Consider the following 13480-nt stretch of genomic DNA (forward strand, 5'->3'; position numbering starts at 1 on the left):
TGGAATGGCGGCATGACCAAGCTCCTGATTCTCGGCGGCACCGCGTGGCTGGGCCGCGAACTCGCCGCCCAGGCGGTCGGACGCGGCGACGAGGTGACCTGCCTGGCCCGCGGTGGCAGCGGCGACGTGCCCGACGGAACCCGGCTGGTCCGGGCTGACCGCGAGGCTCCCGACGCCTATGCCGCGGTGGCCGACACTGACTGGGACGTGGTGATCGACGTCAGCCGGCAGCCGGGTCAGGTCCGCGGCGCGGTCCGGGCGCTCGGCGCGCGGGCCGGGCACTGGGTCTTCGTCTCCACCTGTTCCGTGTACGCCGATCACTCCCGGCCCGGCGTCGACGAGTCCGACGGGCTGCTGCCCGCGCTGGACGGCGACACGGCGACCGTCGAGCAGTACGGCGAGGGCAAGGTCGCCTGCGAACAGGCCTGCCTCGACGTGCTCGGCGACCGGGTGGTGCTGGCCCGGGTCGGGCTGATCGGCGGCCGGGGCGACTTCAGCGACCGGTTCGGCTACTGGCCGGGCCGGTTCGCCCGGTCCGGCCCGGTCCTGGTCCCGGCCATGGCGAACGATCCGATCCAGACCATCGACGTCCGCGACCTGGCGGCCTGGCTGCTGCTCGCCGGCGACCAGCGGCTGACGGGTCCGTACAACGTGCTCGGCGAACGGATCTCCTTCGGCGACCTGCTGACCGCCGCGCGCGAAATCGCCGGTCACGACGGCGACGTGGTCGAGGCGGACGGCGACTGGCTGCAGGACCAGGGCGTCCAGCCGTGGATGGGGCCGCGGTCGCTGCCGCTGTGGCTGCCGGGCGACGACTACGCCGGCTTCATGTCCCGCAGCGACGAGCGGGCGGTGGCCGACGGCCTGGTCCGCCGGCCGATGGTCGAGACGCTGGCGGGTGCGCTGGCCGAGGAACGGGAGCGCGGCCTGGAGCGGGCCGATCGGAAGGCCGGGCTCAGCCCCGCCGAGGAGCGCGAGCTGCTGGCCGCGCTGGCTTAGCCGGCGAAGCCGTACCGGACGATCCGCATAGTGTGGCGCATGCCGAGCCGGTTCATGATCGCGTACAGCAACCGGATGTTCGCGGGGGCGCGCGCGATCAGTGGCGAGTCGTTCATCGGGGCCTCGCCGAGGTACCGCAGCCGCGGATGCCAGTCGGCCAGGGCGGCCGGATCGTTGCAGCTGAAGTTGAACCTGGTGCCGTACTTGCGCAGCGTCGGATCCCAGCCCGAGCTGCGCTGAACCCAGACCGGGCAGGTCTCGAACTGGAACTGGCCGAGCGGGAACGCCTCGATGAGGTCGGTCAGCAGCCGGCGCACCTCCGCCACGGTCAGGTACGGAACCAGTCCCTCGGCGATCATCAGCACGGGCCGGTCGCGCGGGATCCGGTCCAGCCAGCCCGGGTCGGTCACGCTGGTCCCGATCATCGTGGTGTGGGGGCGGTCGGGCAGGTGTTCGCGGCGCAACGTGATCACGTCGGGATAGTCCAGGTCGTACCAGTCGACGGTGCCGGGCGGATCGACCCGGAAGACCCGGGCGTCCAGGCCGCAGCCCAGGTGCAGCACCACCGCGTCCGGGTGGTCGGCGAGGAAGTCGCGGGCCCAGTCGTCGTGGGTCTTGGCCCGGATCACCGCGCCGATGCCGGCCTGGCTGGTCCCGAACCACCGCCGGTCGTAGTCCGGGTCCAGGGCTCGCATCGTCCGCTCGGCGTCGCGGTCGCCGAGGACTGGTTCGGGCAGTCGGTTGTCCAGCGCCTTGGCGCGGAGGACCGGAGTGAGGGTCCGCTGGACCCCGACGAGTTCGTGGTGGGCCACGAACTCTACGGTAGCCGAATGTCACGAAATTCGTGAAGTTCTTGCAGCCTCTAAACTGCGAGGGTGACCGCAGCCAGGGACGAATCCGTCGCCGCCTTCCGGGAACGGTTCGCCCAGATCATGATCGAATCGGGCATGCCGAGGATGGCCGCCCGGGTCTACGCGGCGTTGTTCGTGGAGGACTCCGGCACGCTGACTCCGGCCGAACTCGCGGAGCGGTTGGGCGTGGTCCCGTCGGCCGTCTCCGGCGCGGTCAAGTATCTGGTCCAGGTGCGGCTGGTCGAACGCGGCCGCGATCCCGGCACCCGGCGAGACTTCTGCCGGATCCACGAGCACACCTGGAGCCATTTCATCAGTCAGTCCGACCCCGTCTTCGTACGGGTGCAGAGCGGTGCCGACGAGGGCATCGAGGTGCTGGGCGCCGACAGCCCGGCCGGTCGCCGGCTGGACGAGACGCGGCGGTTCTTCGCCTTCATGCGCGAGGAGATCCAGCAGTCGATGGCCAGGTGGCGCAGCCTCAACCGCTGACCCCGTCCTGCCCGGTCCGGGTCGGGTAGAGCCTGATCCCGGGGCTCTCGACGTGCGGGAAGGAGCGGTAGAACCCGAGCGATTCCGGCTCGCTGAGCAGGTCGATCCGGGCTCCGCCCGCCAGCCGCAGGGCCTCGGTCACCAGGGCTCGCCCGATTCCCTCGCCGCGGCGGTCCCGGTCGACCGCGAGCAGGGCCAGGAACGCCTGCAGCTCGCCGTCGCTGAACAGCTGGGCGAAGCCGAGCACCGTACCCTCCTCGGCCGCGACCACCGTGGTCACACCGGGGGCGGTGAGCACCCGTACCGCTCGCTCGGGGTCGGCCGGGAGCGACGGCCAGCCCTCCGCGACGCAGAGCCGGAGTACCCCGTCGAGGTGGGACCGGTCGAACCTCCGGAGATCGATCACCCGTCGATCCTGCGCGGCGTGGGCCCGTCGCACAATGGGTACGCCGTCTCGGGGACGCACGCCACCGCCGCCCGGGAGGACCCGTGACCGACAGCGTGAACGCCATGGCCGTGAGCGCGACCTTGCACTGCCTGACCGGCTGCGCCATCGGGGAGATCACCGGCCTGTTGATCGGTACGGCCGCCGGCTGGTCGAACGCGCCGACGATCGCGGTCTCGATCCTGCTCGCGTTCTGCTTCGGCTACCTGCTGTCCACGCTGCCGCTGCTCAAGGCCGGGCTCGCCGTCGCCGCGGCGCTGCGGATCGTGCTGGCGGCCGACACCGCCTCGATCGCCACGATGGAACTCGTCGACAACCTCGTGATGATGATCATCCCCGGCGCCCTGGCAGCGGGACTCGTCAACGTCGTCTTCTGGGTCGGGATGATGATCGCGTTCGCCGCGGCGTTCGTCGCCGCCTTCCCGGTCAACCGGTGGCTGCTCCGGCGCGGGAAGGGTCACGCCCTGACGCACGGCTACCACGGGGCTTCCACTGACGAGGGGCCTCGGCGCTTCATCCCGTCGTTCCGGACCGGGGCGCTGGTCGCCGCGCTGGTCGCGTTCATGCTGGGCGGCCTGATCGTCGCGATCGCCGACGAGCTCGAGACGGCCGACCACTCGGGGACGGCCGTGCGCGGGGAACAGCCGACCTGGACCGTGGGCCGTACCGGCTTCATCCTCCCCGGACGCCCAGGCGCCTGAAGACCTGCTGCACGGCGTCGGGTTCCAGGGGTTCGAGCCCGAGCACGGCGCCGAGATAGAGACCGTCACCGACCAGGCGGATGATGTCGGCGAGCACCGGGTCGTCGACTTCGGTGCGGAGCGCGTCGCTCCACACGCTGAAGACCTCCTGCACGAGGTCGCGGGTCTCCTGACTCACCTCGATCCCGCTGCGCAGGGCGCTGAACACGGCCCAGTAGTGCTCGGCCTCGACGCTGCCGGGCCGTGAGGTCTCGAGGAACGTACGCACCACGCCGTCCTCGGCGGCCCGTTGCACGTTGGCCGTCGTGTAGTCCCGCAACCGCTCGGCCAGCCCTTCGATCAGCGCGGACTTGGTGGGGAAGTGATAGAGCAGGCCGCCCTTCGAGACCTCGGCCAGTTCGGCCACGGCATCGAGGGTCAACTGGCCCGCGCCGCGTTCGACGAGGATCTGCTTCGTCGCGTCGAGCAGCCGGGCCCGGGTCGTCTCCGATCGGGTTCTTGCCACGGATCACCTTTCGTTTTACTGTACCGTCCAGACGGTACAGTACCAGTATCAATATCAGTGCAGGGCTCAGATCTTGATGAGGGGCAGTGGTGACGATGAGAAATGTTCCCGTCCGGGGCGGACATGTGGTGGTCGACGAACGATCGCCGGCCGCGCCCGGCCCGGCCGTGTTGCTGGTGGCCGGCACCGGCTGCTCGCTGGACTTCTGGCGAACCGACCTGTGCGACGCCCTCGTCGCGGCCGGGCTGCGGGTGATCCGGTTCGATCAGCGCGACACGGGCGCGGCGTCGGCGGACCCGGCCGGTGCTCCGTCGTACGGCCTGCCGGATCTGGTCGAGGACGCCGTCGCCGTGCTCGATGCGCTGGGCGTACGGCAGGCGCACTGGGTCGGCTTCTCCCAGGGTGGCTGGGTCGCCCAACTCGCTGCCCTGGAGCATCCGCGACGGGTCGCGTCCCTCACGCTGATCGCTTCCCGGCCGGTGGCGCACGGCCCGAACGATGCCGATCTGCCTGAGCTCTCCGACGCACTCCTGGCGTCCTTCACCGCGACGGCGCCCATGCCGGACGCCACGGACCGGGAGGGTTGGATCCAGTTCCTGGTCGACGGCGAACGGCCCTTCGCGAGTACGACGGCGCCGTTCGATGTCCCGGATGCCCGGGCGCTGGCGACGGTGGTGGTCGAGCGCACCCGGGATCTCGGCGCGATGCTGGCCAACCATCCGGTCGCGCCGCAGGGTGATCGCTGGCGGGAGCGGCTGGGGGAGATCGAGGTGCCGGCCGCCGTGATCCACGGCGAGGACGATCCGCTCTTCCCGCTGGGCAACGGAGAGGCACTGGCCCGCGAACTGCCGGCTGCAACGCTGCACGTAGTACCCGGCCTGGGCCACGAGCTGCCGCGACGCGTCCGCCCGTCCATCGCGGCCGTGATCATCGACACCGTTGGTCGCGGCGAGACGCGGCGGGATCCGGCACCGATCGACGCGGTCGCCGATCACCATCTCGGCGGCAGGCATCTCGACACCATGCCCGGCACGGCGGTGCGGCCGAGCACGATCCACGGCCGCGGCCTCTTCGCGACCGACACCTTTCCGGCCGGCGCGTTGCTCGGCGTACTCGACGGCCAACTCGTCGACGCGGACGCCCATCCGGACGTCGTCGACGCACTGGAGTGGAACGCGCTGAACCCGACGACCCTCCTGGTGCGGCCCATCCGCACCAGTTACGGGTTCATGAATCACAGCGACCACCCGAACGTAATCATCGATCCGGATGCGCGGCAGGTCCGGGCCGGGGCACCGATCGCGCCGGGAGACGAACTGACCATCGACTACCTGGCTCAGCCGGTGCCGGAGAGCTACCGGCGGTCGAGCGACGCACGGCGACTGCGTGCGGCGGAGAAGGTGGCGCCCCCGGCAGGATTCGAACCTGCGCACAAGGTTTAGGAAACCTCTGCTCTATCCCCTGAGCTACGGGGGCGTGACGCGGCAACGCTACCCCGGCCCGGCGCGGTCGGGCCAGTTGAAAGACCGCCCGCCCGTTCCGGATGCCTGCAAAGCGACTAGGAATATCGAAGGGGTCGGACTGGTTACGGCTGGCATGCCCTTGAACGGAGATTACGAACCCAGTCCGTCGGACTTCGCCCGTAACCAGGTGGAGCTCTACGAGTCGTCCGGTGGCCAGAAAGGCACCACGAACCGGGGCCGTCCGGTGGTCGTGCTGACCACCCTGGGGGCGAAGAGCGGGAAGGTCCGCAAGACGCCGCTGCAGCGGGTCGAACACGACGGCGAGTACGCCGTGGTGGCCTCCTTGGGCGGCGCGCCGAAGCCGCCGAAGTGGTACTACAACGTGCTGGCCCACCCCGACGTCGAACTGCAGGACGGCGCGGACAAGAAGGACTACCGCGCCCGTGAGGTGACCGGCGAGGAACGGGCCGTCTGGTGGGACCGCGCGGTCGAGTCGTGGCCGGACTACGCGGACTACCGGACCAAGACCGACCGCGAGATCCAGGTCTTCGTGCTGACCCCGCGGGAGGTCTGACCAGGGGCCACGTGGCTCGCCGGGGGTCCGACCGTCCGTAGACTCTGCGATCATGGCGGTCCGAATCAAGAGCCGGGTCATCGTCGCCTGCGCCTGGCTGGTGCTGGGCGCGGCGATGATCATCATCCCGACCCTGGTTGCCTTGAACGCGCTGCGGGCAACCCTGGCCGGGCACCCGGTCAATCTGATCCTGACCGTGATCTGCCTGGTCATCGGCGTGATCGGGTTCGCCTGGGGAATCGGCAGCCTGATCCTCGGCGAGCGTTACGACCAGTTCGACCGCAGTGAACGCCGGCCCCGGCAGCGCACTCCGGAGGAGATCCAGCGGCAGGTGAAGCGGCGGATCGCGCTCGCCGTACCGGCCATGATCATCTCGCTGGTGCTGGTCGTCGCCGTCGGGTACGCGAGCCCGCGGGTTGCGGTCGAGCCGGCGTTGGGTGAACTTCGGTCGGACGAAACGGTAAGAGTCGTCGACCGACTCACCTGGTACGAGCTCGTCCCGGACCGCCGGGATCGCTACGACAACGTGATCGAACCGACAACCGGGTTCGTCTTCTATCCGGGCGGCCGGGTCGACCCGCAGGCGTACGCGGCGATGCTGCGGCCGCTCGCCGAGGCCGGCTATCTGGTCGCGGTGCTCAAGGTGCCGCTCTCGCTGGCCATGATCGACATCGACCACGCCCGGTCGGTGATCAACGTGCATCCCGAGATCGACGCCTGGTCGGTCGCCGGGCACTCGCTGGGCGGGGTGGCCGCGGCCGCGTACGTGGACACCGACGAGCGGGTGGACGGCCTGGTGCTCTACGCCTCGTACCCGTCGGCCAAGATCAGACGCGACGACTTCCAGGCGCTGTCGCTGTTCGGCTCCGCGGACGAGCAGACCACGCCGGCCCGGGTGGACGCGGCGAAGGACCTGCTGCCGCCGAAGACCCGCTACGTGGCGCTGGACGGCGCCACCCACGACGTGTACGGCGACTACGGCGGTGAGACCGGCGACGCGGCCGCGGACCGGAACCTGCGCGGCGCGATCATCAAGGAGACCGTCGAACTGCTGAAGGCGATCAAGCCCGCCCCCTGACCCGTCCGGCGGAAGCGGGGCTGCCCTACGATCGTTGCCTGTGACCGACGGATTGCAGCGAGCCCAGCAGAAGATGGCCGACGCCGGCGTCGCCGAGCAGGCGATCAACGTCTTCACCGACTACTACCGACAGCTGCAGCAGGGCAGCACCGGCTACATCGCCGAGGACTCGATCGAACCGCTCACCGATCCCGACCTGCTCAGCGAGGTCGAACTGGATCCGGAGGACGCGCGTCGGGCGATCGACCAGACGGTGATCATCAAGCTGAACGGCGGCCTGGGCACCTCGATGGGCCTGGACCGCGCCAAGTCGCTGCTGCCGGTGCGGGACGGTGCGACGTTCCTCGACCTGATCGCCGGGCAGGTGCTCGCGGCCCGCGCCGAGCACGGCGCGCGGCTGCCGTTGATCTTCATGGACAGCTTCCGGACCCGGGACGACACCCTGGAGCGGCTGCGCCGGCACCCGGAGCTCGCCGTCGCCGGGCTCGACCTGGACTTCCTGCAGAACTCCGAGCCGAAGCTGCGCGCCGACGACCTGACCCCGGTCGAGTGGCCGGCCGACCCGAGCCTGGAATGGTGCCCGCCCGGGCACGGCGACCTCTACCCGGCGCTGGCCGCCTCCGGCCTGCTGGACCGGCTGCTGGAGCAGGGTTTCCGGTACGCCTCGGTGTCCAACTCCGACAATCTCGGGGCGGCGCCGAACGCGACCATCGCCGGCTGGTTCGCGGCCAGCGGTGCGCCGTACGCGGCCGAGGTGTGCCGCCGTACCGCCGCCGACCGGAAGGGCGGCCACCTGGCGATCCGGAAGGCGGACCGGCGGCTGATCCTGCGCGACACGGCGCAGACCTCGGCCGACGAGATGGACTACTTCACCGACGAGCACCGGCACCCGTACTTCCACACCAACAACCTCTGGTTCGACCTCGAGGTGCTGGCCGCGACCCTGGCCGAGCGCAACGGGGTGCTGGGCCTGCCCATGATCAGGAACGAGAAGACGGTCGACCCGACCGATCCGTCCTCGCCGAAGGTGATCCAGGTGGAGTCGGCGATGGGCGCCGCCGTCGAGGTGTTCGACGGGGCCACCGCGATCGGCGTCGGCCGGGAACGCTTCCTCCCGGTCAAGACCACCAACGACCTGCTGCTGCTCCGGTCCGACGCGTACCGGGTCGGCGAGGACGGCCGCCTGGTCAGCACCGCCGACCCGATGCCCCTGGTCGACCTCGACCCGGCCCACTACAAGACGATCCAGGCCTTCGACGAGCGGATCCGCGTCGTGCCCTCGCTGCGCGAGGCGACCCGGCTCTCCGTCCGCGGCGACTGGACCTTCGACCAGCCGGTACGAGTCGTCGGCGAGGCCGTCCTCGACGCCCCCGGCGGCCAGGTCCCGCCAACCCTCGGCCCCGCCTGACCTGACCCCCATCAAGACCCGCTGACCGGGCACAAAAGCAGGCGTTTGGGCGGCGTGTCGCTGCCGAGGTGCCCGGTCGATGCGGAGCCGGGTACGGCGTGACTCGCTCCTACGGTCCGCCAGAGCGAGTACGGGAGCGCGGCGCCAGCGGTCCCGCAGCGTCCGCAGGCCACCGGTCGGAGGTCCGCCCGTTACTGCGTGGGGTGTGCGTACTTGGCCCAGAGGTCCTCGGCCGGCAGCGAGGTCTCCTTCTCGGACAGCTTCGGGGCCTCGGGCTTGGCGGACCGGGCGGCGTCGGGCAACTGCGGCTGCTCCGGCGGCTTGATCACGTCGCGGAACGAGATGCCGCGCGGGGCCGACGGCTGGCTCCACTTCTCGCCGGACGCCTTCGCGCCGCCCTGCGGGCAGGCCCAGATGTGGTCCAGCCCGGTCGGCAGGGTGGTGCTGAAGTCGTTGCCGTCCAGGCAGTTGCCGGAGCCCGGCGCCCGTTCGGTGGCCACATAGGCGAGATCGATCTCGTTCTCCCGGGCGACATTGCCGGTGAGCCGGTTGTCCAGCGGCGCGATGTCCTCGGAGGAGGAGATCACGATGCCGGCCGTCGGGTTCCCGGTGATCAGGTTCTTGCTCAGCTCGTTGTCCTGGCCGCCGGAGATGCCGATCCCGATGCCGTAGCCGCCCTCGGCCTGCTCGGGGGTCTTCTCGGCGTCGTTGTCGGCGATCAGGTTGCCCGCGATCAGGGCCTTCCGCTGCGGGACGTACGCCTCCTGGTAGTCCGACAGCAGGGTCATCCCGATCCGGTTGTTGGTGAACCTGTTCCGCACCACCGAGACGACGTTGCTCGCGTTGGCCTGCTCGTAGCCGACCGCGTTGAACTCGGAGATGTTGTTGCGGACGACGATGTTGCAGTCGTCGCACTGGCCGACGTAGATGCCGGAGTCGGCGTGCCCGGAGGCGTAGTTGTTCTCGATCACGCCGTTCTGCGAGTCGAACGCGTAGATCCCGTACAGGGCGTTGTTGGAGGCGGTCACGTAACGGACCGCGAAGCCCTGCAGCGGCGGGAACTTCTTCTCGTCCAGCCGCCGGTAGCCGTCGCTGCCGCTGGCCAGCCCGCCGTTCTCGTCGACCAGCCCGGTGATCAACACGCCGTTCAGGTTGAAGCCGCGGACGGTCAGGTTGGCGATCGTCACGCGCGGAGCGGTGACCACGATCCCGTTGCCGCGGAGCCCGCCGCCGTCGATGATCACCGCGTTCCGGTCGGTCCCGACCAGGGTCACGTCGGCGGTCTTGATCGCCACACTTTCGCCGTACGTTCCCGGCGCCACCTGGATCGTGTCGCCCGGCCGGGCGGCGTCGGCGGCCTGCTGGATCGTGGTGGCGTCACCGGGGACCTTGATGGTCACCGGGCCGTCTCCGGGCGGTCGAACCTCGACCTCGGGCTGGCCACAGCCGCCGGCCGCGACCAGCACGACCAGCACCACGGCGAGAGCCCATCGGCGTAAGAGCATGGGGGACAATCTAACCGGGGGGTCCGCAAGGTTGCTCAGGGGAGCACGGCGGAGGGAAAGAACGCTGCGGGTGGCCCGCACCGACTCCACTGGGCGGTCGGAAGCGGAACCCCTAGGATTCCGGCATGCCTGAACAGGATCGTTCCGATCCGGGAAATCTGCGGCGTCGCTTGGTCCTCGGCGGTGGCATCGTCGCCGTCGGTGCGGCGGGAGTCGGGTACGGACTCGGCCGGGTCGCCCCGAGCGCTGCGGAAACAGTCCCCTCCACCCAACCGCCTGCCACGCCGGAACCGGAGTCCCAGCTGGTCGACCCGTACGGCCCGCAGCAGGCCGGCATCGCCCGGCCCGCGGTCCGGCAGGGCCACATCGGCCTGACCGTCGCGGACCTGACCGCCGGTGTCCGGCCGCTCGACCTGCTCGCCGAGCTCGGCGAGACCATCGCCGCCCTGACCAGCGGCACCGACCCGGCCCTGGCCGACGTACCGCCCGCCCGGCTGACCGTGACGGTCGGCATCGGCCCGGCCGTCGTCGCGGCGGTCCGTGGCGGCGGGCCGGGCAGCCAGGAGCTGCCCCGGTTCCGTCGTGAGGACCTGACCGACGCGGCCCGCGGCGGTGATCTGCTGCTGCAGGTTTGTGCCGACGATCCGACGGTGATCGTGCTGGCCGAGCAGGCGCTGCTGACCAGGCTGTCCGGCTCGGCGACGACCCGCTGGCAGCTGGCCGGCTTCCGCGGTGCGCTGGATGGCCCGGCGGCCCGCAACCTGCTCGGCTTCTACGACGGCATCAGCGTGCCGCGGACCGAGCCCGAGCTCGCCGCCGACGTCTGGCTGACCGAGGAGGACGAGGTCGCGGAGGGCGACGGTACGAAGGAGCAGGGCGGGGCGCCCGGTGACGCGGCCGGCCTGGCCGGCGGGTCGATCGCGGTGGTCCGGATCATGCCGATCGACGTCGCCGGGTTCGCCCGGCTCCCGGTGGACCGGCAGGAGGCCGCGATCGGCCGGAAACGGGGGAGCGGGGTGCCGCTGTCCGGCGGCTCGCTCGACGAGGACCCGAACCTGCAGACCAAGAACGAGAAGGGGGTCTGGGCGATCGCCGTGGACGCCCATGTCCGGCGGGCCCATCCGCTGCCGTCCGGCGCTCCCGGCCTGATGCTGCGGCGGAGCTACTCGTACTCCCGCGGGCCGCAGGACCAGGGCCTGATCTTCGTCGCGTTCCAGCGGTCGCTGTTGACGTTTACCCGGACTCAGGCGCGGATGGACGAGCAGGACGCGCTGATGGAGTTCACCCGGACCACGGCGTCCGGCACGTTCTTGATCCTGCCGGGGTTCACCGCGGACCGGCCGCTCGGCGCGACGCTGCCGCGCTAGCCCTACGATTCCGACATGCCCGCCGTCGATCCCGCCCTGGTCCGCGCGATCGCGTACGCGCTCACCGGCGCCGAGCCCGGGAACGGAACCGTCGCCCGACCGGAGGAGTTGATCGCGTTCCTCGGCGGTACGGAAACACTCCGCGCCCATGCGGCCGCAACCCGCGCGGCGGGCAAACCGTGGCCGCACCCGGTCCCTGAATCGCTCCGGGCCGGGCTGAGCGCCGCCCAATTGCACGCCGCGATCGAGCGGGCTCGGCAGCAGGTCGACCCGCCGCCGAGCCGTCCGGTGCGCCGAACCGCGGCACCGGACGCCGACGATCTCCGACTGCTCCGTGAGGTGCCCCCGCATCACGGGGGCTGAAGGCGGACCTTCGGGTCAGCTCTGCCGGTCGCGCAGCAGGTCGCGGATCTCGGTGAGCAGTTCCTCGGTGGTCGCCGCGGCCTCCGGCTCCTCCTTCTTGAACCGCTCGCGCAGCCGGTTGTACGGCAGCACGATGCCGAAGTAGACCACGACCGCGATGATCAGGAACGTGATCAGGGCGGTCAGGAAGCCACCGACGTTGATTCCGCCGATCACGGCGTTACTGAAGCTCTCGACCTTGACGACCAAACCGACCAGGTCCAAGATGATCTTCACCAGTGCGGTGACCACCGCGCCGAACGCCGTGGCCATGACGACCGCGACGGCAAGCTCGATCAGGTTCCCTCGCATCAGGAACTCTTTGAAGCCCTTCACCCCTGCTCCTCCTTGGCGATTTCGCTGACTGGGCCGCCCGTCGTCGCTGCGACCAAGATCACCAGGACACTAGTGCCCTGCGCCGGACACTAGCAGAGGCGTTCCCGGCAGAAATGATCTTGGCGAAATGATCTTGGGCTCAGCGGAGCAGCACCGAGAGCGTCGAGGAACCCGCGGCCCGGGCCAGTTCGGCGGCCGTCTCGGCGTCGGCCTCGACGAGCAACAGCACCCCACCCGCATCCCGGGCCGAGTCCGCGGCTGAGGGGATCGTCACGATCCGGGCCCGCTCGGCGACGATCCGGACCGGGCCGCCCTGCCCGTCCGCGGCCAGGATGTCCACCCGGTCGCCGGGCCGCAGCACGGTGGCGAGGCCGGGATCGGCGAGCCGGACCGGCGCCAGCAGCCGGCCCGGACCGACCGACCGCTCGCCGACCAGGTCATAGCCGGTCAGCACCTGACCGGCCGGCACCGGCGCGGCGATCAGCCGGCCGAGGGCCTGGGCCGGGTCGGTCAGCGCTTCCTCCGGGACCGCGTCCGCGGGGACCGCCGCCGCCTCGACCTGGCTTTCCGTGACCGGGCTGCCGCCGGGCAGCAGCTCGGTGGCGCGGAGCACGGTGACGGTGTCCGGCGGCCGGGGCGCCGCGGCGTTGATGCCGGTCAGCACGGCGAGCACGGCCGCGACGACGGCCAGCTTGCGCCGGTGCCACGACACGGCGCGGGCCAGACTGCGCCAGGCCTGACCGAGACCGGACTTCTGGGGATGGTGGACACGCACGACGACCTCCTCGGGTTCTCGCCCGGGAGGCTAAGCAGGAAAACGCGGACCGTTCACGCCGTCCACAGTTGCGCGACCGGAGCCGTGCCTGTGGACAACCGAGGTCAGGCTGCGCCGGCGCTGACCTTCGAGCCGCTGGAACCGCCGGAACCGCTCGAGCCGGAACCGCTCGAGGTCGAGGAACCGGACTTCGCCGAGCCGGAATCCGACGAGGAGGACGAAGAGGAAGAAGAGGAATCACTCTTCTTCGACGAGTCGGACTTGCTCTCGCCGGACGACGAGGAGGACGCCTCCGTCTTCGTACCGCTGCCGCCGGACTTGCCGTCCGACCGGCTGTCGGTGCGATAGAAGCCGGAACCCTTGAACACGACGCCGACGGCGTTGAAGACCTTGCGCAGTGAACCGGAGCACTCCGGGCAGGTGGTCAACGGCGAGTCGGTGAACCTCTGCACGATCTCGAGTTCGTTGCTGCACGCGGTGCATCGGTACTGATAGGTAGGCATGTGTTCGGGTTCTCCTGCTCCCGGGCCCGGCGTGGTGGTGCCCGCTGGCACTCAAGCATACCGACTGCTAATCCAGGGA

16 protein-coding genes, 1 tRNA gene and 1 pseudogene are annotated in these 13480 nt (G+C 70.6%); 10 read left to right on the top strand and 8 right to left on the bottom strand.

Annotated elements, in window-relative coordinates:
- Positions 1-12 precede the first annotated feature (12 nt).
- The gene (locus ACFQU4_RS08590; RefSeq protein WP_377489619.1) at positions 13-999 is read left to right on the top strand and encodes an NAD-dependent epimerase/dehydratase family protein; all 987 of its coding nucleotides are present in this window, start codon (positions 13-15) and stop codon (positions 997-999) included.
- On the opposite strand, the gene ACFQU4_RS08595 is transcribed toward ACFQU4_RS08590, so the two are convergent.
- A complete protein-coding gene (locus ACFQU4_RS08595; RefSeq protein ID WP_377489622.1) occupies positions 996-1811 on the bottom strand; it encodes a class I SAM-dependent methyltransferase in 816 nt (271 codons plus the stop codon). The genes ACFQU4_RS08590 and ACFQU4_RS08595 overlap by 4 nt on opposite strands.
- 63 nt (positions 1812-1874) lie before the next feature.
- Between ACFQU4_RS08595 and ACFQU4_RS08600 the strand changes: the two genes are divergently transcribed.
- Positions 1875-2339, top strand: coding sequence for a GbsR/MarR family transcriptional regulator (locus tag ACFQU4_RS08600; RefSeq protein WP_377489625.1), 465 nt, complete (start codon positions 1875-1877; stop codon positions 2337-2339).
- Here the strand turns inward: ACFQU4_RS08600 and ACFQU4_RS08605 are convergent.
- A complete protein-coding gene (locus ACFQU4_RS08605; RefSeq protein ID WP_377489628.1) occupies positions 2329-2745 on the bottom strand; it encodes a GNAT family N-acetyltransferase in 417 nt (138 codons plus the stop codon). The two genes, ACFQU4_RS08600 and ACFQU4_RS08605, sit on opposite strands and share 11 nt — an antisense overlap.
- 83 nt (positions 2746-2828) lie before the next feature.
- Here ACFQU4_RS08605 and ACFQU4_RS08610 point away from each other — a divergent pair, with 83 nt between their 5' ends.
- Positions 2829-3485, top strand: coding sequence for a DUF4396 domain-containing protein (locus ACFQU4_RS08610; protein ID WP_377489631.1), 657 nt, complete (start codon positions 2829-2831; stop codon positions 3483-3485).
- Here the strand turns inward: ACFQU4_RS08610 and ACFQU4_RS08615 are convergent.
- Positions 3457-3990, bottom strand: coding sequence for a TetR/AcrR family transcriptional regulator (locus ACFQU4_RS08615; RefSeq protein ID WP_377489634.1), 534 nt, complete (start codon positions 3988-3990; stop codon positions 3457-3459). The genes ACFQU4_RS08610 and ACFQU4_RS08615 overlap by 29 nt on opposite strands.
- Positions 3991-4085: 95 nt before the next feature.
- Here ACFQU4_RS08615 and ACFQU4_RS08620 point away from each other — a divergent pair, with 95 nt between their 5' ends.
- Complete coding sequence (locus ACFQU4_RS08620; protein WP_377490527.1) at positions 4086-5432, top strand: alpha/beta fold hydrolase; 1347 nt, start codon at positions 4086-4088, stop codon at positions 5430-5432.
- On the opposite strand, the gene ACFQU4_RS08625 is transcribed toward ACFQU4_RS08620, so the two are convergent.
- Positions 5392-5466: transfer RNA gene (locus ACFQU4_RS08625), tRNA-Arg, on the bottom strand. The genes ACFQU4_RS08620 and ACFQU4_RS08625 overlap by 41 nt on opposite strands.
- 120 nt (positions 5467-5586) lie before the next feature.
- Here ACFQU4_RS08625 and ACFQU4_RS08630 point away from each other — a divergent pair.
- From ACFQU4_RS08630 to ACFQU4_RS08640, 3 genes are all read left to right on the top strand, one after another.
- Positions 5587-6027 (top strand): nitroreductase family deazaflavin-dependent oxidoreductase, encoded by a 441-nt coding sequence (locus tag ACFQU4_RS08630; RefSeq protein ID WP_377489637.1) that lies wholly within the window; start codon positions 5587-5589, stop codon positions 6025-6027.
- 52 nt (positions 6028-6079) lie between these two features.
- Positions 6080-7105 (top strand): alpha/beta hydrolase, encoded by a 1026-nt coding sequence (locus ACFQU4_RS08635; protein ID WP_377489640.1) that lies wholly within the window; start codon positions 6080-6082, stop codon positions 7103-7105.
- A gap of 73 nt (positions 7106-7178) precedes the next feature.
- Positions 7179-8513, top strand: coding sequence for a UTP--glucose-1-phosphate uridylyltransferase (locus ACFQU4_RS08640; RefSeq protein WP_377490530.1), 1335 nt, complete (start codon positions 7179-7181; stop codon positions 8511-8513).
- Positions 8514-8704: 191 nt separating this feature from the next.
- Here the strand turns inward: ACFQU4_RS08640 and ACFQU4_RS08645 are convergent, their stop codons facing one another.
- Positions 8705-10018, bottom strand: coding sequence for a nitrous oxide reductase family maturation protein NosD (locus tag ACFQU4_RS08645; RefSeq protein WP_377489643.1), 1314 nt, complete (start codon positions 10016-10018; stop codon positions 8705-8707).
- 125 nt (positions 10019-10143) lie between these two features.
- On the opposite strand from ACFQU4_RS08645, the gene ACFQU4_RS08650 reads away from it, so the two are divergent.
- Together ACFQU4_RS08650 and ACFQU4_RS08655 are read left to right on the top strand one after the other, a co-directional pair.
- On the top strand, positions 10144-11385 hold the full coding sequence (locus tag ACFQU4_RS08650; protein ID WP_377489646.1) for a Dyp-type peroxidase: 1242 nt from the start codon (positions 10144-10146) through the stop codon (positions 11383-11385).
- A 15-nt stretch (positions 11386-11400) separates the two neighbouring features.
- On the top strand, positions 11401-11748 hold the full coding sequence (locus tag ACFQU4_RS08655; RefSeq protein ID WP_377489649.1) for a hypothetical protein: 348 nt from the start codon (positions 11401-11403) through the stop codon (positions 11746-11748).
- Between the two features lie 15 nt (positions 11749-11763).
- Here the strand turns inward: ACFQU4_RS08655 and mscL are convergent, their stop codons facing one another.
- Together mscL and ACFQU4_RS08665 are read right to left on the bottom strand one after the other, a co-directional pair.
- Positions 11764-12123: a large conductance mechanosensitive channel protein MscL gene (mscL, locus tag ACFQU4_RS08660; RefSeq protein WP_377489652.1), complete on the bottom strand. Its 360-nt coding sequence runs from the start codon at positions 12121-12123 to the stop codon at positions 11764-11766.
- Positions 12124-12262: 139 nt separating this feature from the next.
- Positions 12263-12898, bottom strand: a complete 636-nt coding sequence (locus ACFQU4_RS08665; protein ID WP_377489655.1) for an SAF domain-containing protein — start codon at positions 12896-12898, stop codon at positions 12263-12265.
- Between ACFQU4_RS08665 and ACFQU4_RS08670 the strand changes: the two genes are divergently transcribed.
- Positions 12884-13246, top strand: a complete 363-nt coding sequence (locus ACFQU4_RS08670; protein ID WP_377490568.1) for a hypothetical protein — start codon at positions 12884-12886, stop codon at positions 13244-13246. The two genes, ACFQU4_RS08665 and ACFQU4_RS08670, sit on opposite strands and share 15 nt — an antisense overlap.
- Positions 13247-13308: 62 nt before the next feature.
- On the opposite strand, the pseudogene ACFQU4_RS08675 reads toward ACFQU4_RS08670, so the two are convergent.
- A pseudogene (locus tag ACFQU4_RS08675) lies at positions 13309-13401 on the bottom strand (FmdB family zinc ribbon protein); the annotation flags it as partial.
- Positions 13402-13480: the final 79 nt, after the last annotated feature.

This window comes from Microlunatus sp. GCM10028923 (genome assembly GCF_042666975.1).
GTDB lineage: Bacteria > Actinomycetota > Actinomycetes > Propionibacteriales > Propionibacteriaceae > Microlunatus.